The organism is Massilia sp. W12 (assembly GCF_037300705.1).
In the GTDB taxonomy this organism is placed as follows: Bacteria; Pseudomonadota; Gammaproteobacteria; order Burkholderiales; family Burkholderiaceae_D; genus JACPVY01.
In genome coordinates, this window is record NZ_CP147776.1 from 2,942,565 (window position 1) to 2,963,027 (window position 20,463).

Here is a 20,463-nt window from a genome sequence, read left to right on the forward strand (position 1 = left end):
TGCGCGCCTTAGTTGCAATAGAGTTTTCTGGCTGGTTCATCTTTTTTCGCTCCGCTGTCTTTGTTGGCAGACTTGTCGTCTTCCTTCTTCGGCTCTTCCTTCTTGCCCTCATCCTTCTTGGCTTCTTCCTTCTTCTCGCTGGCCGGCGCTTCGGCAGGTCTGCTATCGCTCTGCCGGCTTTCGCTGGAAGCAGCGTTGCCGCTGTTGTTGCCGCTGTTGTTGCTGCTGCCGCTGCCGCTGTTGCCGGTATTGGCGCTGCTGCCGCTGTTGCTGGCGGCAGTGTTGTCAGTGGCCGGTGCTGCGGCGGGGGCGGAAGACGGTCTTCTCACCTGCAGCTGGCTGGCAAACACGGTCGGCGCTTCCATCGGCGAGGTGGTGTTGACGGTGCTGGTGTTGATGATCTGCACTGTCGATTCAACCGCATTCACCACCGGGCTGCTGCTGCCGCTGCCTGAGCCGGATTGGCTCGGCGGCAACACCACAACGCAACCCGGACGGGTCGAATCAGCACGGCAATCAGCCAGACTTGGCAAGACTGCACTGCAGCCGGCCTGGGCCGGATTGTTAATGCAGGAATTCAAACTCGGCAAAATCGCGCTACAGCCCGGCGTGCCGGGTGCGGAGATACAGGTCGCCAAGTTCGGCAACACCACGCTGCAACCTGGCGTGGCCGGCGCGGCGATACAAACCGCCAGACGCGGCAGGACGGCAAGACATCCCGCTGTGGATGGGGCGGCGATACAGGTAGCCAGGTTGGGCAAAATCACACTGCAACCTGGCGTGGTCGGGCTGTCAACGCAGTCGGCAAAGCGCGGCAACACGGCGACGCAACCCGGCGTGGCCGGATCCTGGATACAACGCGCCAGGGTCGGCAGCAAGGCGCTGCAACCCGGGGTCGAAGGACGTTCCACACATTGCGCAATGGTCGGCAAGACCACAGCGCAACCCGGGGTCGAAGGCTGGATCAAACATTGCGTCAGGCTGGGCAGAACTGCGCTGCAACCCGGCGTGGCTGGCGCGGCGATACAGGATGCCAGACTTGGCAGCACCACCGAGCAGCCAGGCGTGGTCGGGCTGGCGATGCAGTCCGCCAGACGCGGCAACACTGCGCTACAGCCAACCTGGGCCGGATTATTGATACAGGAAGTCAGACTCGGCAGCACCGCGCTGCAACCCGGCGTTGCAGGTGCTGCAGTACAGGTGGCTATGCTGGGCAGCACCACGCCGCAACCCGGAGTCGAAGGCGCGGCGATACAGCTGGCCAGGCTTGGCAAGACTGCCGTACAACCCGGTGCGGACGGGGTCGCGATACAAGTCGCCAGCGTCGGCAATACGACCGAACAACCAGGCGTGGTCGGCGTGGCGATACAGTCAGCCAAACGTGGCAACACCACCGAACAACCGGCCTGCGCCGGATTGCTGATACAGGCGGTCAAGCTGGGCAGAATCGCACTGCAACCCGGCGTCGTCGGTGCAGCGGTACAGGTGGCAATGTTTGGCAACACCACGCTACAACCCGGGGTCGAAGGCGCGGCGACACAGCTGGCCAGACTTGGCAGAACTGCCGTGCAACCCGGTGCGGACGGGGTCGCGATACAAGTTGCCAGCGTCGGCAAGACCACCGAGCAACCCGGGGTGGTCGGCGTGGCGATACAGTCAGCCAGACGCGGCAGCACCACGCTGCAGCCCGGAGTGGCCGGATTGCTGATACAAGTGCTCAAACTCGGCAGCACCACGCTGCAACCCGGCAAGGATGGATTGGCGATGCAATCATTCAAGCTCGGTTGCGGGGCCGGATTTTGATTCGGTTGCTGGGTGACCGGACCGCTGGCGCTGATTGCGCCATTGATCACAATCGAGTCGCCGGCGCGCAGGAGCAGGCTGCCAGCGCTGGAATTGACCGAGCCTTGCGCGGTGACGATTAATTTATCGCTGACACTGCCGCTGGCGCCTGCTTCCAGGCTGATATTGCCGCCTGCATTGATGCTGGAATTCACGGTCAGCGGGCTGCGCGCAATGATATTGATGGGGCCTGTGCCTGAATCAATCGGATGATTGATCGTAATGGCGCCGGTGTTATCAATATTAATTGCGCCGTTATTGGTGGCGATGCCTGCAACCGTGCTCATCCCCATCACAACGCTGCCGGTTGTGAGCGGGCTGAAATTGCGCAGGCTGAAATCGCCGCCTTGCGTGCGGCCGATGATGGCGCCGATTTGATTACTCTCGTTTAAGGTGATCGAACCGCTTGCATCCTGGCTGCCGGCCATGGCCAGCAAGGTTTGTGCGGTGATCGGCGCACTTTGACTGATCGAACCACCGGCAAACAAGCCCAGTTTGGCCGGCACGGTTAAGGCGCTGGCCACGGTCAGGTTGCCGGTCGGGCTGGCTTCGGTGCTGCCTTCGCCAAAGGCAACGATGCCGGCCACCCAATCCGCTGCGCTGTTGGCGTTCAGCACTTGATTGGCGTTGGCGGTTTTACTGCGCCATTTCACAGTGCCGGTGGATGGGTGCGCGGTGAAGGTCGGGCGCGCTGCGCTGAAGTTCACGGCGTCGGCTTTGAGCGTAACGCTGTCGCTGCTGCTGCTGCCGATTTGCGAAGTGGTTCCGGCTGTGCTGATTTGCCCGCCGACCGAATCTGCAATCAGATCGATATTATTGCCGCTCAGTTGCACCCCGCCGCTGCTGCTGCCCAATTGCAGGTTCGGCCCGCTTAAGCTGATCTGCCCGGCGCCGGCATTGATATTGTGTTTAACTTTCAGCAGACCACCGCTGTTGCTGATGGTCACATCGCCATTGCCGCTGCTGATGCCGGCGCCATCAGCGCCAATCTGCAATTCGCCGCCGCTGTTCTGCATTTGCACATTACCGTTGGCTTGCGCCAGGAAAGCGCCAACCTGGTTATTCGCGTTCAGGTGCACCGAATTGCCGCTCTCCACTTTCAACGCGCCGGCGCCGGTGATTGAGGCGTCATTATCTTGTCCGACGCTGACCGGGCTGCGTAATTGAATCGCATTCGCCACATTGGCCGGACCGGCGTATGAAATGCCATGCCAGCCATTCACGGTTGAAACCCGCAAACCGGTCAGGGTTTTATAGGCGAAAATATCGGTGCTGTCTGTGCCCAGGGCTTTGCCGGCCACGGCCATCACCGCATTATCTTCCGGCAACACCACGCATTTGGCTTCCGCATACAAAGCTTTGCCGGTCAAAAAGCCCAGGTTTGATTGCATCAATGTGCCATCCGATCTGAGCGAAATAACGCCATTCGGATTTTGCCCATCATACGCATTGCCATCATGCTGAACATTGATGCCGGAGATGCCCTCTACCGTGCCGACATCAAGATTATGGGTGGAACGGAAGGTGAAGTTGCGGTTCTGGTGGCTGTTGTCGCCGGCGATCCCGGCGATTTGCTCGACATTGTTGGCGGCGCCCAGATCGATATTGTCACGCGCGATGGCCAACAGATTGCTTGCGCTGATGGTGTTGCTGGGGCCTTGCGCAATTTCACCGCCGCTCGCCAAAATCAGGGTCGGGATAGTGGTGGAAACCGGGCCGACCACTTGAATATCGCCGGACTGGGTTTCATTGAGCGCGCTGCCCAGGCGCAGTTTGGCGGCGCTGAGTGAGGCGATTTCTTCCTGCGCCAGTTCCATGGTGTTGGCGGCGGAATCGACGCCCATGGTGGCGCCAAGATTGATTTTCCAGCCGGTTTGGCGCGGGTTGATCAAAATCGCGCCGCTGCCGGCCGAGATGGAATTAGGCGCGCCGACCAGATTCATGCGGTCGGCTTTCAAAAGAATATTGCCGGCATTGATGCTGGAGGTGCTGGTGGCGTTGATGATATTGTCCGCTTCAATGCGCAAGTTCTGCGGCGCTTTGAGCGGGCCTTGCAGATACACATCGCCGCCCACGCCGGACTCCAGGCGCAGCGCGCCAGCAAAGCCGCCGCCGGTTAAATCCAGGCCGCCGAGCGTCACACCCAGGCTGCCATTCCAGCCCAACGCCTTGCCGCCCAAAGCAATGCCGCCGGTGGTGTGGATTTTTTTCAAATCGTCTTCGCTTATACCCATTTGACCTGCGGTGCTGACCGCGGCAACGCCGACCTGCATGGCGGTGTTTACGCCTTTCGGAATGATGCGCACCACGCCGCTGCCGGCATTCACCGCGCCGGGGGCGCCATTGATGCTGAGCGCATCGGCGTTGAAGACGATTTGCGCATTTGCGCCATTCGTGCTGACGCTGCCGGTGCTGGCCAGATTGATGGCGCCGCCGGCGCCTAAAACCACCGATGCGTGATTGCGGCCCATCGTCAACGGCTGATTCACTTGCACGCTGCCGCCTAACATCTGCAATCCGTCCACATTGCTGAGAGTGACTGCAGCGTCCACGGTTTGCACGCCATCGCTGTTCAGAATCAGGGTGGGCGCGCTGATGCGGTTGATTTCCGCCGCGCTCAATTCCAGCTCGGCGCCGCCGCGCGTATCGCGGATCGCCACATTCCGATTGCTGTCCCATGGTTTGATGCGCACCGAACCCAGGCCGCTGTAGTTGATCGCACCAGTCGCGCCCAAAGACAGCTTGTCGCTGCGCAATTCGAGTGAGGCGTTATTGTTGGGGCCGTTGGCGTTGAGGCTGGCCCCTGTGCCAAAGGAAATTTCGCCATTATTTGATTTGGCTTCCAGGCTCATATGGCCGTCGCCGCTGTTGAGCGCCACCCCGTTGCCGAGTGCGATATTCAAGCCGCCCAGCGCCAGATTGCCATTGTTGCTGTTGATGTTGCCCTGCAGATCGATATCGCCCTTGGCGGCCAGGGTGATGGCGCCGCCTGCGCTGGTCAATTTGCCGGTGCGGATCACAGCGTCATAGCCGGCAGGGCCGGAAGCATGCAAGTTGATTGTGCCTGTGCCCTGGGTCAGCAATTCAAAACCGGCGCCATTGCTCGCTGTGGTTAAATCAATCCCCAGCTGGCCGCTGTTGCTGTCGCCGGACAGATTGCGCGTGCGCAAGGTGATGTTGGTGTTTGGCGTCAAGGTCAGCGGGGAAGCGAAATTGCCGCTGGTGTGGATGTAGTCGCCGGCTTCGAGCAGGATATTTGAGCCGGCTGACAAGCCCTGCAGCTCGGATTGATATACCACTGAGGGGCCGGTGTCGTCGCCATTCACCACGCCGTCGCCACTGCCGCCATTAAAGACGTCATTGCCGTCTGAGCCGCCATCTGCCGTGCCGGCGGCAATTTGAATAATGGCAGGATCAAGCAGCACCGTGCCTTTGCCCTTGCCGCCTTTGGTATTGACCTTGGCGCGAAAATCCAGCTTCTGCTTGCCGGAAGTTTCGACAAAACCGCCTGTGCCGGCCAGGGTTGACGCACCTTGCGCGCCCTGGGCTGAAATTTCGCCATACGCCTGGGTGTAGCGGTCTGACCAGACGATAATGCGACCGCCATCGCCCTGGCTGGCGGCGTCGGCGCGCAAGCTGGACTGTTTGCCGAGGAAGGCGTATTCGGCGTTTTGCACTGCCTGATTCTTGCCTTGATAGTCGCCGCCAAACAGAATCGTGCCGCCGCCTGTGGCGCCGCTGGCGTCAACTTTGGCATTGCCATTGGCCGCCACGCGCCGCCCTAAAATCTGAATCTCGCCGCCCTTGCCTTGCACGCTGGTGGCGCTGGTCAGACTGCCGGCTTCCAGCAATGTGTCGCGGCTGGCTTTTAACACCACTTTGCCATTTTCACCCAGCACTGCGCTGTCGGCGTTGACCACGCCGCGCTGGTTGACCAGGGCGCCGTAAATGCCAATCCGGCCACCCTGGGAAATCATCTGCCCCAGATTGATCGCCGCATTTTCCGGCGCGCTGATATTGACTTGCAAGGCCGGGTTTTGCGCGTCCACCAGCTGAATGCTGTGGCCTGCGGCCAGCACCACCTCGCCTTGCGGGCTTTGTATCAAACCGTGGTTGCTGACATTGGGCGCCAATAAAAAGACCTGGCCGCCGGATGGCGTGTTGATCACGCCGTGATGCTCAATTTTGCCGGCGTTGGCGGCGCCTTCAAATTTGCGCCGCCCGTTCAAGAAGTCCTGATCACTGATATTCAGGGTGGACGCGACCAGTCCATGCACATCGACTTTGGCGTTTTGTCCGAACAGGATGCCGTTTTGATTGATCAGGAACACTTTGCCGTTGGATTGCAAAGCCCCCAGGATGCGCGAGGGATCCTGCCCTTGCACCCGATTGAGTACGCTGCTGTTTGGCCCTGGCTGGACAAAACGCGTGAGTTCATTCGGGTTGATGGAGAAGCTTTGCCAGTTGATGATGGTTCCATTGCTGTTGACAATGGTCATCACATTACCCTGGCTGTTGATATTCGCTGATCCCGCGACGACTTGCGGGTTTTGCGGATTGGCCTGCAAAGTCTGCAGGGGAAGCAGCGCCGTGCTGCCAAGAAGGATTGCCAAAACATACGGCAAAGGGCGCGGTATGCAGCGCAAATATGTATTCATAATTCCCTCATCGACGCCGGCTGCATCAGCATGCTCCGGCTGTTATCCGGCGCCAGGGTCAAACGCCCCGACGGCCTTTGTTTCAGCATAGAACGCGCATTTTGCAAATAGCAAGGTTTTTTTGCCCGGCGGCATGGCGCAGCCGCCGAACTGCTTATGCCGCCTTAATAACTCAAATTAATCTTGAAGTGCATCATATGTTTTGACTTACCGGCAATCTTGCCATCGTCAATCACGCGCCCGACATCCATTTGCGCTGAGAGGCTGCGCCCAAGCAAGACGCGCCAGCCAAGGCCAAGCGAGGAAATGGTAGCGTGGCCTTGTTCCCCCGGCTGGGTCTGATTGCGCGCCAGATACGCCAAGTCATGGAAAAACACCAAGCGGCATTGCATTGCCGCGCCGCCTGCGGAGGTGCAGATATTGGGTGAATACACTTCCGTATTCACTTGCATACCGTAGTCGTTGGATAGCTCCCGTTCAGCAAACCCGCGCACAGATGTTGCGCCGCCGGCGCCGAATTGTTCGCCCGGTATCAGCACATCTCTGGTGTATTGCGCATTCGCGCTGAAGCGGAATTGCCAGTCTTTGGCCAGACTGCGCGAATAATTGGCGTTCAAGCGCAAGATGGTGAAGCGCGGATTGGCGCCCGCACGCACGGCTTGCAGATCGCTATCGCGCCCGTTTTTGCCGCCCGGAATATTTTTCAAGAGGGTCGCACCCAGGCTTAATTCACCACTGCTCAAAGTGCGATTGGCGCTCAAGCTGATCGACAGCGGATGAATCGTGACATCTTCGCCCAGCTGATATTCGCCCAGGCTCACATTATTGATAAAAGCTTTGTAGTCCAGGCCATAACTCAGGCGTGGCTCCCAGTCGCCGCGCCGCGCCAGGCTTTGGTTATAGCGCAAGCCGAATACCCGTCCCTTGCCGGAAACCGCAAGCATGCCGGTGGGAGAGCCTGCAACATTGGTGCCAAACGCAATCAGCCCGGAATCAACATCGGAATACGATGCGAAGATGTCCAGCGAATCGCCCAGGTTGTAGAGTGGAATGTGATAGCCCAGACCATACACCCCGACCCGGCTCGGATGTTCGGTGGTGGTGGTGTATTGCAAGCTGCCGACATGGTCCAGTCCCCATAAATTGGCGTGCTGCATGGTCAGTCCCAGATGGGTTTTGCCGCTCGATTTGCTACCGGTGTTGGCCAGACTGGCGCCCAGCTTCCAGGGACGCTCATCGGCCACTTTGAGCAAGGCGTTGACTTCCTCATCTTTGTCCCCGCTTTCGAGTTGCAGGGTGACTTTTTTGGCCGGGTTTTCATTCGCCATGCGCAGGCTGGCGGATACCTGTTTGATGTTTGGCGTCTCCCCCTCTTTCAGGCCGGGCACGCTGCGGCGGATATTTTCGGTGGCGAACACACTGTTGCCATCCACCGTCACCTTGCCGATGCGCATCTGCACCACCCGCAGTTTGACCACGCCCTGGTTTAATTCCTGTTCCGGTAATTCCACCTGCACCGTGTTAAAGCCGCGCTGATGATATATTTTTTCCAGCGCTTCCAAGGCGCGCTGCACATCGCCGAAGTCGCGCGAGCGGCCGGTGTAAGGCGCGACGGCGGCTTGCACCACATCCTCCGGCAACAGGGTGTTGCCGGAAACAGCAAAGCTGCTGATGTCAAAGCGGATGATGGGCGGTGCTTCAAGACCGGTGGTGGCGGATTTGACCGGCGCCTGTTGCGCCAGTGCGGCATGAAATGGCAAAGCGCTGATTGCCAGCAAAATGCCGATACGGATGGGATGTTGTCTCATAATCTTGGGTCCCGTTGCCAGGCCAGGCCTGTTGGTTTCAAGTACGCTTGTTGGCGCTATTTCCATATTTTCCAGCTTAGCAGGCTTTGCCGTCATGCATTTTCATGAAAAGCGCGGATAAATCCGCCTTGCAGCGCTTGCCCGCCATGCTTTGGGCGTTTTTTTACAACACTCACCAGTTCCGGTTTGCAATATTTCCTTTTTGCAATGCCCGCGCATTGTATTGCATTTTTATTTTGTTTCAAACTTTGTCACACCATCCCAATCCGGCCCGGGCGGGTGCTGCCGGTAGTAGGCGATGCGTTTTTTGTGCAACCAGTACAGCACGCATTTCGGATCACGCTGCAATAATTCATCCAGCACTTCATCAGCCTGATCCCATTTTTGTTTCAAAATCAATTCATAGGCATAGTGCCAGCGATCGATGCGCTGACGCACTTTGGCGTCCACTTGCGCGCTCAATCCTATCGGCTCATAAATCGGCACCGGTTCATTCTTGCCCTTGACGCGCACGCAATCCAGTTGCCGGTACACAAACTCCGGCGCGGCCTGTTTGGTGGCTTCGCCGACAATCAAGCCGACGCCATAGGTTTTGGTGATGCCTTCCAGACGAGAGCCGAGATTGACCGCATCGCCCATCACGGTATAAGCGCGGCGGATGCGCGAGCCCATGTCGCCCACATGCATCTGGCCGGTATTCAAACCAATGCCGATTTTCAATTCAGGCAGGCCACGGGCGGTGAATTCCTGGTTCAAGCGCTCGGCGGAAGCCAGCATGGTGAGCGCGCTGCTGACGGCGCGGCTGGCGTGATCCTGCAGGCTGATCGGCGCGCCCCAAAACGCCATCACCGCGTCGCCGATGTATTTATCGAGCGTGCCGCGATTGCCGCGTATGTCTTCGGACATCGCCGTCAGATAGGTATTGATGTATTCGCGCAAGACTTTCGGGGTCAGGCTTTCAGAAATGGTGGTGAAACCGCGCACATCGACAAACAGCACGGTCAGCTCCATGCTGGCGCCTTCCATATTGTATTCTTGCGGATGTTCCGCCATTTCCGCCACCAATTCCGGGGCCACATATTCGCCAAACAGATTGACGATGGCTTTGCGGTTGCGGAATTCCATGACATAGCCCAGCACCACATTGAGCACAAATAAGAACAGGATTAAGAGCAAGGCGGCGGCCATGTGCAGCACATGGTTGGCTTTGTAATCCAGCCACAGATTCACCCCGACCACCACCAGCGCACACAGCAGGGACAGGCCAACGGCGCGCAATGGCGACAACACCGGCAGCGCCAGTGAAAGGGTTAAGCCGATCACCAGCACAAACACCAGTTCCAGCCCGTCGGCGTAATCGGGCCGCCATTTAAAACTGTTTTCCTGGAAAGATTTGATCATATTCGCATGCACTTCGACCCCGGGATATTCGCTGCTGACCGGGGTGGCGCGCAAATCTTTCAGGCCGACTGCCGTGGTGCCGACCAGCATGATGGTTCCCTGCAATTCCTGCAAAGGAATGGTTTTGCGGATCACGTCCACCGCTGAGACATAGCGGAAGGCGCCGCCGTCCGGGCCGCCTTTGCCACGGAATTGAATCCGCGTTTTCAGGCTTTCGCCAATTGGAATGCGCACTGTTTTGCCGGGCGAGTAAATGCGGATGGCCTCAATCAAGCCGCCCTGGCGGCGCTGCGATTCGGTGAGCGAGTCGATATTTTTTCTCAGCTCAGGTTTGACTGCCGTGGCCCCCATCGCCACGCTGGCTGTAGCCAAGCCGAGCGAGGTGTAATAGCCCTCCCCCACCCGCGCTAACAGGATGGCGTTGCGCAATACGCCGTCCGGGTCAATGTCGGCGTTGATAAAACCGCCGGAGTGGGCGGCCTGCATCAGTCGTGGCAAGACCCCTTCATAGCCCTTAAAAACTTTGGCGTCCATCGCCCGCCCATTCAAATCCTCGTCGGTATAAGCCGGTCGCGGAATCATGCCTTTGCTCTCGCCCATGCTCAAAAAATACCCCAGCACCACCGGCTTGCCCTGCATGGCTTTGACCACCAAACCATCGTAGTCCAGCTTTTCTTTCAAGGATTCGATCTGCGCGCTAAAACCGGGCACGTCTTTGAATTGTTGTTGCGCCAGATTTTGCAGCACGCCATAGCCGGAGCTGGTGTCGGCTTCGGAAAACATCACGTCGAAGCCGATTGCTTTGGCGCCATAGTGGCCGGTGGCGGCAGTAATCAAATCGGCGACATGGTTGCGGCTCCAGGGAAAGCGGCCTATTTCCGCAATGCTTTTTTCGTCGATATCGACGATCACAATGCTCTTATCAAGTTCCGGCTTTTCCAACTGCAAGCGCAAATCCACCAGATAGGTATCAATCCGGTCCACGATCTGGGCCGGAAGCACGCCGGCGATTTGCAAACTGGCCAGCACAATCAAGACTAAGCCTATGCCCCAGCGCAGCATGTATTTGCTGGCGTTTTTCATGAACCACTGCTTCATGCCTGCCCCCCTTCCTGCGGCCGCACCGGATAGCCGGGTATGCGCGCCTCGTCCACTTCGTCAATCTGCGACGGGTCCATGAATTTTTCAGCAAAGCGCATATACACTTTGTCGCGAATAAAGACTTCAAACAAATCCGGGTCAATATGCCCGTTGAGACAGAACTTGCCGAGGATGTGCAGGGATTCGGACAAGGTTTTTCCTTTTTTATACGGGCGGTCTGCTGCCGTCAAGGCTTCAAAGATATCCGCAATCGCCATCAGTCGCGCCTGCACCGACATCTGTTCGCGCTTGAGGCCGCGCGGATAGCCGCGCCCATCCATGCGCTCATGATGGCCGCCGGCATATTCCGGCACATTTTTCAGATGACGCGGCCAGGGCAGCGATTCAAGCATGCGGATGGTCAGCACGATGTGGTCATTGATGATCTGGCGCTCCGCCGGGGTCAAGGTGCCAAACGGAATCGCCAGATTTTCCGCCTCTTCCTGGTTGAGGAAATTCTGCGCCAAGCCATCCGGGCCGATCCAGCGCCGTGCCGCGATTGCATTCACGCGCGCGATGTCTTCTTTTTTCATGCTCTCGCTGCCGATATTGGCAAAGCGGCAGAAGTCACGCTCTTCCTGCAGAACCTGCAATTGCTGCGCCAATTCAGCTTCAATCTGCTGCAAGCGCGCGCTGCGTTCGGCTGGCGGCAAGTCCTGCGCCGCCAGTTTTTGCTCTAAGGCGGCAATGGTGGCGTCGCGCTTGAGCACTTCAAACCGGGTGTCAATCACGGCAATGCGGTCGAAGATGGTTTGCAGCTTGGTCGATTTATCCACCACATGCACCGGGGTGGTGATTTTGCCGCAATCATGCAGCAGGCCGGCCAGCCACAATTCGCGCCGGTCGCGCGCATTCATGCTGAAATCTGCCAGCGGCCCGCTCTTGCATTCGTGCGCCGCCTCGGCCAGCATCATGGTCAGTTCCGGCACCAACTGGCAATGTTTGCCGGTGTAGGGTGATTTCGCGTCAATCCCGATATTGATCATATTCACCAGCGCTTCAAACAGCTTTTCCAGCTGCTGCATCAAAAGCTGATTGGTGATCGCAATTGCGGCTTGCGAGCTGAGCGCTTCGATAAAGCGCTGGTCTGTCTCAGAAAAAGCGCACACCTCGCCGCTGTGCGGGTCTGAGGCATTAATCAATTGCAAGACGCCGATCAACTCGCCCTCATGGTCTTGCATCGGCACGGTGAGGAAGGATTGCGAGTGGTAATTGAATTTGGCGTCGAAGTTGCGCATGCCGGAAAAATTGAACACGTCCGCGCGGTAAATATCGCGGATATTGATCGACAGGCCAAAATTGGCGGCATACGCGGCAACTGAGCTTAAAGTCTTGTTGCCATATTGATCAAACAGCGGAATCGGCGGAATCTCAATCGGCGCGCCCGACACCCCGCCCTGGTACATGCCCAGGGTGTCGTTAATGGAAATATGAAAGCAGAGGAAGCGTTTGTCGTCAGAAATGCGGTACAGGGTGCCGCCATCGGCGCGCGTCATGGCTTTCGCCACACGCAAGATATGTTCGAGCAAAACCGGCATATCACGGTTTTTGCTCAACTCGACGCTCAGTTCGGTCAGTTGGTCCAGACGCGCAGCAATTTCGCTTTGATTCAATTCTTCCATGACGGCGCATTCTCCCGCTTGCAGGGCATAAACTGGGCAGGGACAAAGAAGGTCGGCAGTCGCATTGGGCCGGTTTTTCGCTAGTGTAGTGGGATTGCCCGGCTTGCGGCAAAACTTTTTCCAAAAACTTTCCCCGTGGAAATTTTTAAAAGAAAAAAGCTTTGTTTTGTTGCAGCCATGCACAAAAAAGCATGCGCCGCGCCGCTGGCATGGAAAGCACTGTGTATATAATGAATGTCAAATCATGCCGCCTGGTCTGTGTACGTCCCCGGGCAAAGGTGTTTGGCGCAGCAGTTCATGCCCCGCACTGCGGGCCACAGGGAGTCAAGCCTATGAAATTCAAGTTTTGGGGAGTGCGCGGTTCGATTCCATCGCCAGGTCCCAGGACCGTGCGCTTTGGCGGCAACACCACCTGCATCGAAGTGCGCACGGACGCAGGCGAGTTATTGATTCTGGATGCCGGCACCGGCATTTTTCAACTGGCGCAAAGTCTGCCCAAGAGCGGCGTGAATGCGCATATCTTCATCTCGCACAGTCATTGGGATCATATCCACGGCCTGCCCTTTTTCACCCCGCTGTTTTTCCCCGGCAACCGGGTGCGCCTGCATGGCGGCACTGACGCGCGCACCGGCAGCGGCATCCGCGAAGTGATGCAGGTGCAATTGCAATACGCTTTCTTTCCGGTGTTAGAGAGTGAAATGGCGGCGGCGATTGAGTATGAACCCTTGCGCACCGGCCAGCGTTTTCAAGTCAACGACGCCTGTGTGCGCAATGTGCAAATGAATCACCCGGTCTTGAATCTGGGTTATCGCATTGATTGTCAGGGCAAGTCTTTGTTTTTCACCGGCGACCATGAGCCTTTCTATAATTTGCAAGCGCCCGGCAGCCCGGCCTGGAGCAAGCTGGAGCATGAAAACGCGGCGCGCATGGCGGAGATTCTGGATTGCATGCGCGGGGTCGATGCGCTGATTGTGGATTGCACTTACACTGAAGAGGAATATCAACGCGATAAGCTGCAATGGGGACATGGCACTTTTGATTCCGCGTTCGCAATGGCGCATGCGGCTGGTGCAAAAACGCTATTTTGCACCCACCATGAACCGACCCGCAGCGATGAGGAATTATGTCAGGCCTTTGATGAGGCTTGCGCGCGCAATCTGCCCGGCATGCCCGGCTTGCAGGCCGTGTTGGCGTATGAGGGTCTGGAAGTCACATTATGAGCAGTTCACTGCTTGCGTATAACAGGATGGAATATGAATGATATGGAAGCAGCCGCAGCGCGTGAGGTGGAAGAACGGCTGGCCTTTTTCAAGCAGTTACAGGCGGTCACCAACAAAATCCACGCCACCAACAATATTGATGAAATGATGCTGGAGCTGCCGGCAGAGTTATGTGATTTGTTTCAATCTGACCGTTTCACGTTGTATGCGGTGGCGGAAGACCGTAAATCAATTGTCTCCAAAGTCAAAACGGGTTTGAATTCTTTCAAGGATTTGCGCCTGCCTATCGACATCCAGAGTATCGCCGGTTATTGCGCCTTATATCGCAATATCATCAATATCCGCGATGTGTATGACGAGGCGGAATTGCATTCTTATTCGCCGCAATTGCATTTTCAGCAAGGCGTGGATCAGCGCACCGGATATCGCACCAAACAAATGCTGGTGGCGCCGATGGTGGAGGCGCAAAGCAAGGAATTGCTGGGCGTGGTGCAATTCATCAACAGTCGCGATAATGAACCGTTTTCCGATTTCACCACCGAGGGCGTCAAGCAACTCACCGAAACGCTGGCGATTGCCCTGCACCAGCGCTTAAAGCCGCAAGTCATCCGCACCAAGTTTGACGGTTTGGTCAGCGATGGCGTGATCTCCGCGCCGGAATTGGAACTGGCTTTGCGCGCTGCGCGCCGTAAAAACGCGGATATTGAAGAAACCCTGGTCAAGGAATTCCAGGTGCCGCTGGCGGCGATCGGCCAATCCATGTCGAAATTTTTCCGCATTCCCTATGATCCCTTCAAGCCGGAGCGGGTCAAGCCGCTGGATTTGCTGAAAAACCTCAAGCAACAGTATTGCGAACAAAGCCAATGGGTGCCGGTGGAAGAAAATAAGGACGGCATCATTGTCGTTTCGCCCGATCCCGAGCGCATCATCAATCAAAAAATCGTCAACCAGATTTTTCCCAAGTCGCGCGTCTTTTACAGCGTGACCACGGTTGCCGAATTCAAAAAAACGCTGGAACTGTTTTATGGCGGCGGGACTGACAGCGGCGATTCGGTGGATGAAATCCTGTCTGATTTGTCAGAAGAGGAAGAAGGCGAAAGCGGCGGCTCGGTGGAAGTCTCGGAAGCGGTGGAAAATGAGCTGACCAAGCTGATCAATAAAATCATCACCGACGCCTACCGCCAGGGGGTATCGGATATCCATATCGAACCCTTGCCGGGCAAAGGCAAGGTGGGGGTGCGTTTCCGCAAAGACGGCTCGCTGGTGCCGTATATTGAAATTCCGGCCAGCTATCGCAATGCCCTGGTGGCGCGCGTCAAGATTATGTGCGATCTCGACATTTCCGAGCGCCGCAAGCCGCAGGACGGCAAGATCAAGTTCAAAAAATTCGGCCCGCTGGATATTGAGTTGCGCGTGGCCACCATTCCCTCCGCCGGCGGGGTGGAAGATATTGTGATGCGGATCCTGGCTGCGGGTGAGCCGATTCCGCTCGATAAACTCGGGGTGCTGCCGTTTAATCTGACGCGCCTGAAAGCGACGATTGAAAAACCGTATGGCCTGTTTTTCGTGTGCGGGCCGACCGGCTCCGGTAAAACCACCACCCTGCACTCGGTGCTGAATTATTTAAATACGCCCGACACCAAGATCTGGACTGCGGAAGATCCGGTGGAAATCACGCAAAAAGGTCTGCGCCAGGTGCAAGTCAATCGCAAGGCCGGGCTGGATTTCGCCACTGTGATGCGGGCCTTTTTGCGCGCCGACCCGGACGTGATCATGGTTGGCGAAATGCGCGACAAGGAAACCGTGTCGATGGGGATTGAAGCCTCGCTCACCGGCCATCTGGTGTTCGCCACCCTGCACACCAACAGCGCGCCGGAGTCGATTGTGCGTTTGCTCGACATGGGGATGGATCCATTTAACTTTGCCGATGCGCTGTTAGGCATTCTGGCGCAGCGTCTGGCCAAGCGTTTATGCGGCAATTGCAAAAAAGCTTATCAGCCGGATGAGTTGGAAATGCAGCAATTGATGGATGAATATTGCACGGAATTGATGAACACCTCACCCTTTATCGCCGACGCCGAAGCGGCGCGCGCCACTGTGCTGGATGGCTGGCGCGAGCGTTACGCCAAAGATGGGAAATTCACCCTGTATCGCGCGACCGGCTGCGAGCAATGCAATGGCGGTTATAAGGGACGGGTCGGCTTGCATGAATTGATGTTGGGCACGGACCGTGTCAAAGCCCTGCTGCAAACCCATGCGCGGGTGGCGCAACTGCTCGCCGCCGCGCTGGAGGACGGCATGCTGACCCTGAAAATGGATGGGATTGAAAAAATCCTGTCCGGGATTACAGATATCAAACAAGTGCGGGCGGTGTGTATTAAATAAGCTGTGCGCTGGCAGCCACTGCGCTGCCGCGCGCCCGCACTTTTCCGCAAGGCGGCGCCGCAGCAAGTATCCGGCGCGATAAATATCCCACAGACAACACACTACCATTCAATCGCAAATTTATAACAAAAAGTATTTAAGATATATCCTTTTTTGGGTTAGACTGTGGCGGCTGTCTGACAGCGCGTCCCTCATTTCAACCGCCTTCATAAAGAGACAATCATGCACAAAAAAACAGCCGTGTTCGCCGCGCTGGCGCTTTTGCCAGCCGCTTTTTCCGCCCATGCCGCGCTCGTCACCTGGGAAGCCAGTGGCCGCATTTCCGATGTCACCGGCTATACCGAATTCCAAAGCGGCGATACGTTCAATGTGCGCTGGTCGTTTGACAGCGATGCTGCAGTACTGAGCACAAACAACAATCGTTACACCCTGGATCCATCCGCACTGCGCATCAGCTACCGGATCGGAGCCAATTTCAGCGGCCAGCTGAACTATCAGTCCAACCGGGGCGGTTTCTTTTATCTGCGCGACAATCAAATTGCCCCGGGCAAAGGGCCGGATGCGCCGCTGATTGACGGCCTGACTTTTGGCTTGAACGATGCGCGCTTCCCGACCGGGATGGCGCTCATTATGCGCTGGCATGATACGAATGTGATTCAAAATCAGCGTATCCCGCTGCTGCCGCCAGCGCTGACGGATATGGAAGCCAACTCATTCCAGGGCGGCGATGGTGCGGATTACAACTTTGTCGGGCAATTCAACCACATCGCCGCCGTGCCGGAAGCGCAAACCTGGGCCATGCTGGGCGCCGGTCTGTTTGCGCTGGGCGCACTGGCGCGCCGGCGCCGCGCTTAATTCTGTGCAGCGGCAGGCGGCGTTTGCATCGCCGCCTGATGCATTTTGGCCTGCGTCAACAGCCAGGCGCGAAATGCGCTGAAGGCCGGATGGCTGGCGCGCTCCGGCGGATAAGCCAGCCAATAGCCAGTTTGCCCCGGCAGACTGTGCGGCATAATCTGCAACAGGCTGCCTAAGGCCAATTGCCGGTGCGCCATATATTTCGGCGCCAGCGCTGCGCCCAAACCGGCGCTGGCGGCTTCGATCAGCATGGAAAATAATTCATGTTTGGCCCCGGCCATGGCTTCCACATCATGCGGACTGCCGTGCAACTCAAACCAGTGACGCCAATCTTCCGCCCGGCTTTGTAAATGCAACAACGGCAGGCGCATCATATCTTCCACCACAATGCCCTGGGTTTTGCCCAGACATTCGCGCAGCAGCGCCGGACTGCACAAAGGCACCGCAGCATCTTCCTCCAGCAGCCAGTCGCCCTGCGCGCCGGGCCAGGGCGCTTTGCCGGAATGGATGGCGGCATGAAAACGGCTGTCGGCAAATAAAAAAGCGCCGGTATTGGATGACAGATTGACCTGGATCTCAGGATGTTCGCGCTTGAACCCGGCCAGGCGCGGTATCAGCCATTGCGTGGCAAAGGTGGGAATCACCGCCAGCTCAAGCGCGCCGCCGCCATGGTTGCCCATCAATTCCAGCGTGTCACGTTCGATTTTCTCAAGATGTATCGAAATGCGCGCCGCATATTCGCGCCCGGCCTCGGTCAAAACAACGCGTTTTTTGACGCGGGCAAACAGCGCAAAACCGAGAAATTCTTCTAAGTTGGCCACTTGACGACAGACTGCGCTCTGGGTCAAAGCCATTTCATCCGCCGCACGCGTGAAGCTTTCACTGCGGGCGCAGGCTTCAAAAATCTGCAAAGCGGTGAAACTGGGGATTTTTCGTCTAGTCATTCCAAAAACTCACTAAATCCTGAATTTATTTCGTTTGTGCAATTTTTGCATGCGCTTCAGAATATGTCTATCAGATGCAGCACACAGCATACAGACTAACGAACTCAGCAGGAGCCAAGATGAACGCAAATATTCAAGCCTTAGTCACCCGTCAAATCGGCGCACAAGCTGCACAAGACTTGTTGCAATTGATGCATATGCCGACCAGTCTGGATGTTTGCGCGGATGGCCGCGTCTCGCGCGCCGAACTGGCGCAGGCAATGAATATGGTGCTGTTTGATGGCATTTTGGCGCGCGTGCCGACTGGCCGCGCTTACACCCTGGATGTGGCGGCGCGCGGCGGTAAGGTGATGTTTGACCACGGCGCCCTGCGCACCGTGCGCTGGTTTGGCATCGGCCAATTGCCGCCGGGCGAAGCCGCCTTCACCCGTATTTTGAAGCCGCTCGGTTTCCGTCTGAATGGCGTGTTCCCGCTGGATCGTCTGGGCATGACTGGCCGCTCCTACGCCCACATCGACGACCCGGAACAAATTTCCCAGTTCTTTGTTTCGGAATTGCACCCGGAGCGTTTTTCCAAAGAATTCCAGCAAACCGTCGAGCGCGTGCTGTCCACCTCGATCGATCCGCTGACCCCGGCTGCCGTCTCGCAGCTGAATGAATTGGAGCGCGATGGCTTCATCAGCTTAGAGCAGGCGCATCAATTGCTGCCGGTGCTGGTGTCCTGTTTTGCGCGTCAGCACAGCGCCCCCGCACTGGCCGACTACGAAGTATTATTGAAGGAATCGGCGGAAATGGCCTGGATCGCCACCGAAGGCAATCAATTCAACCATGCCACCGACCGCGTTGCAGATGTGTTTGCGCTGGCGGAAGAACAAAAGGCGATGGGCCGCCCGATGAAGCCGAATGTGGAAGTATCGGCATCTGGCCGCATCCGTCAGACCGCGTTCAAGGCCGATACCGTGAAACGTGAATTCATCGATGCGCAAGGCCATATCGTGACGCGTGAAGTGCCGGGTTCTTTCTATGAATTCATCACCCGCGATACGCAAGCCGATGGCAAGCTGGACCTGGGTTTTGACGCTGGCAACGCCACCGGCATCTTTAAAATGACGGCTAACGCATCGTAATCAGGCAAGGAGAACAGGATGCAAGAACAAGTCTTGGCGCAATTGGCGGCGGTGCTGGGCGAACGCGGCATCCTGAGCAGCGCAGAAGATTGTGCGCGCTATGTCACCGGCGCGCGTTATGGCCAGGGCCGCACCTTGGCGGTATTGCGCCCGGACAGCCATGAGCAGGTGCAGCAAATCGCCGCCATCTGCGCGCAGCACAGCATGCCGCTGGTGCTGCAGGGCGCGAATACCGGCCTGGTGGCCGCCGCCACTCCAGACGCTTCCGGGCGGATTGCTGTGCTGTCCCTGGAACGCCTGAAATCGCATATCGAGATTGATCTGGATAACCGCTCAGTCACGGTTGACGCCGGCGTCAGCTTGCAAGATTTGAACGATGCGCTGGAGCCGCATGGCCTGTGCTTCCCGATCGACCTGGGGGCCAATCCCAGCATCGGCGGCATGATCGCCGCCAATACCGGCGGCGCGCGCCTGATCAAATATGGCGATGTGCGCCACAATCTGCTCGGTTTGCGCGCAGTCTTACTTGATCCGCCGGGCGCGGAATTGGATTTACTGGCCGGCTTGCGCAAAAACAATACCGGGCCGGATTTGAAGCAATTATTTGTCGGCTCTTCCGGCGCCTATGGCGTGATCACGCGCGCCGTGCTGCAAGTGCACCGCCTGCCGCGCCAGAGCGCGACCGCGCTGGTGATTCCGCGCGACCAGGATGCGGTGCTGGAAATTTTGCGTGTGCTGGAGCGTGATTGCGGCGAATTTTTGAGTGCGTTTGAAGGCATGTCCGGCGCTGCGATGCAGGCGGTAGCGCGGCATATTCCTGATCTTGGCAATCCTTTTGCGCCGGAAGCGCTGCCGGAATATGCGGTCTTGATTGAGTTGACTTCGACTTCCGATCCGGCCAGCGGCATCGAGGTCGAAACCCTGTTGATGAATGCGCTGGAAAATCTGTTTGGCGACGCGGTGCAAAATGCAGTGGTCGGACGCGGCAAGGATTTGTGGCGCATCCGTCATGCGATTTCGGAATCCATCCGCCATGAAGGCAAGTTGATTGCCTTTGATATCGCCATGGTGCGCAGCGCCCTGCCCGCTTTCCGCGCGCGCGCGCTGGATTTGCTGGCACAACGCTTCCCATACATCAAAGCGTTTGATTTCGGCCACTGGGCCGATGGCGGCTGCCATTTCAATCTGGCCTGGCCGGCAGATGCCGCTGTCGCTTACGATGCCGCGATTGTGGAGCAGATCCGCACCGCGCTGTATGACCTGGTGGTGTATGAGTTTGGCGGCAGCTTTTCCGCTGAACATGGGGTTGGCCCCTACAATCAGCAGTACTATCAGCGCTACGTCAGCCAAAACGCAAAACAGCTGGCGGGGAAAATCCAAAGCATGCTCGATCCGCAAGGCTTATTGGGCTTGACCCGTTTCGGCGCGCAATAATGCCGTTTTAAAACACCGGCGCCGCTG

11 protein-coding genes are annotated in these 20,463 nt (G+C 57.4%); 5 read left to right on the forward strand and 6 right to left on the reverse strand.

The window, feature by feature from the left end; translation table 11 throughout:
• Positions 1 to 8: 8 nt before the first annotated feature.
• The 5 genes from V8J88_RS11770 to V8J88_RS11790 form a co-directional block, all read right to left on the reverse strand.
• Complete coding sequence (locus V8J88_RS11770; protein ID WP_338849728.1) at positions 9 to 6,500, reverse strand: filamentous hemagglutinin N-terminal domain-containing protein; 6,492 nt, start codon at positions 6,498 to 6,500, stop codon at positions 9 to 11.
• A gap of 164 nt (positions 6,501 to 6,664) precedes the next feature.
• On the reverse strand, positions 6,665 to 8,308 hold the full coding sequence (locus V8J88_RS11775) for a ShlB/FhaC/HecB family hemolysin secretion/activation protein (protein WP_338849729.1): 1,644 nt from the start codon (positions 8,306 to 8,308) through the stop codon (positions 6,665 to 6,667).
• Positions 8,309 to 8,400: 92 nt separating this feature from the next.
• Complete coding sequence (locus V8J88_RS11780) at positions 8,401 to 8,553, reverse strand: hypothetical protein (protein WP_338849730.1); 153 nt, start codon at positions 8,551 to 8,553, stop codon at positions 8,401 to 8,403.
• Positions 8,540 to 10,807 carry an adenylate/guanylate cyclase domain-containing protein gene (locus V8J88_RS11785; RefSeq protein ID WP_338849731.1) on the reverse strand — a complete coding sequence of 756 codons (2,268 nt, stop codon included), beginning with the start codon at positions 10,805 to 10,807 and terminating at the stop codon, positions 8,540 to 8,542. Before V8J88_RS11785 ends, V8J88_RS11780 begins: the two co-directional genes overlap by 14 nt.
• Entirely contained in the window at positions 10,804 to 12,471 is a 1,668-nt protein-coding gene (locus V8J88_RS11790) for an HD domain-containing phosphohydrolase (RefSeq protein ID WP_338849732.1), read from the reverse strand. The genes V8J88_RS11785 and V8J88_RS11790 overlap by 4 nt, the downstream gene beginning before the upstream one ends.
• A 332-nt stretch (positions 12,472 to 12,803) precedes the next feature.
• Here V8J88_RS11790 and V8J88_RS11795 point away from each other — a divergent pair, with 332 nt between their 5' ends.
• From V8J88_RS11795 to V8J88_RS11805, 3 genes are all read left to right on the forward strand, one after another.
• Positions 12,804 to 13,691: an MBL fold metallo-hydrolase gene (locus tag V8J88_RS11795; RefSeq protein WP_338849733.1), complete on the forward strand. Its 888-nt coding sequence runs from the start codon at positions 12,804 to 12,806 to the stop codon at positions 13,689 to 13,691.
• A 33-nt stretch (positions 13,692 to 13,724) separates the two neighbouring features.
• Positions 13,725 to 16,076, forward strand: a complete 2,352-nt coding sequence (locus V8J88_RS11800) for a GspE/PulE family protein (protein WP_338849734.1) — start codon at positions 13,725 to 13,727, stop codon at positions 16,074 to 16,076.
• A 222-nt stretch (positions 16,077 to 16,298) separates the two neighbouring features.
• Positions 16,299 to 16,931: a hypothetical protein gene (locus V8J88_RS11805; RefSeq protein WP_338849735.1), complete on the forward strand. Its 633-nt coding sequence runs from the start codon at positions 16,299 to 16,301 to the stop codon at positions 16,929 to 16,931.
• Here the strand turns inward: V8J88_RS11805 and V8J88_RS11810 are convergent.
• Positions 16,928 to 17,875 (reverse strand): LysR substrate-binding domain-containing protein, encoded by a 948-nt coding sequence (locus tag V8J88_RS11810; protein ID WP_338849736.1) that lies wholly within the window; start codon positions 17,873 to 17,875, stop codon positions 16,928 to 16,930. The two genes, V8J88_RS11805 and V8J88_RS11810, sit on opposite strands and share 4 nt — an antisense overlap.
• A gap of 119 nt (positions 17,876 to 17,994) precedes the next feature.
• Between V8J88_RS11810 and V8J88_RS11815 the strand changes: the two genes are divergently transcribed.
• Positions 17,995 to 19,002: a DUF1338 domain-containing protein gene (locus V8J88_RS11815; RefSeq protein ID WP_338849737.1), complete on the forward strand. Its 1,008-nt coding sequence runs from the start codon at positions 17,995 to 17,997 to the stop codon at positions 19,000 to 19,002.
• Positions 19,003 to 19,020: 18 nt separating this feature from the next.
• A complete protein-coding gene (locus V8J88_RS11820; protein WP_338849738.1) occupies positions 19,021 to 20,436 on the forward strand; it encodes an FAD-binding oxidoreductase in 1,416 nt (471 codons plus the stop codon).
• The last annotated feature ends 27 nt before the right edge of the window (positions 20,437 to 20,463 follow it).

Bases quoted from the DNA above. Each gene is read 5' to 3' on its own strand.
- V8J88_RS11770 (WP_338849728.1), bottom strand. From the start codon at position 6,500: ATGAATACATATTTGCGCTGCATACCGCGCCCTTTGCCGTATGTTTTG.
- V8J88_RS11775 (WP_338849729.1), bottom strand. From the start codon at position 8,308: ATGAGACAACATCCCATCCGTATCGGCATTTTGCTGGCAATCAGCGCT.
- V8J88_RS11785 (WP_338849731.1), bottom strand. From the start codon at position 10,807: ATGAAGCAGTGGTTCATGAAAAACGCCAGCAAATACATGCTGCGCTGG.
- V8J88_RS11790 (WP_338849732.1), bottom strand. From the start codon at position 12,471: ATGGAAGAATTGAATCAAAGCGAAATTGCTGCGCGTCTGGACCAACTG.
- V8J88_RS11795 (WP_338849733.1), top strand. From the start codon at position 12,804: ATGAAATTCAAGTTTTGGGGAGTGCGCGGTTCGATTCCATCGCCAGGT.
- V8J88_RS11800 (WP_338849734.1), top strand. From the start codon at position 13,725: ATGAATGATATGGAAGCAGCCGCAGCGCGTGAGGTGGAAGAACGGCTG.
- V8J88_RS11805 (WP_338849735.1), top strand. From the start codon at position 16,299: ATGCACAAAAAAACAGCCGTGTTCGCCGCGCTGGCGCTTTTGCCAGCC.
- V8J88_RS11810 (WP_338849736.1), bottom strand. From the start codon at position 17,875: ATGACTAGACGAAAAATCCCCAGTTTCACCGCTTTGCAGATTTTTGAA.
- V8J88_RS11815 (WP_338849737.1), top strand. From the start codon at position 17,995: ATGAACGCAAATATTCAAGCCTTAGTCACCCGTCAAATCGGCGCACAA.
- V8J88_RS11820 (WP_338849738.1), top strand. From the start codon at position 19,021: ATGCAAGAACAAGTCTTGGCGCAATTGGCGGCGGTGCTGGGCGAACGC.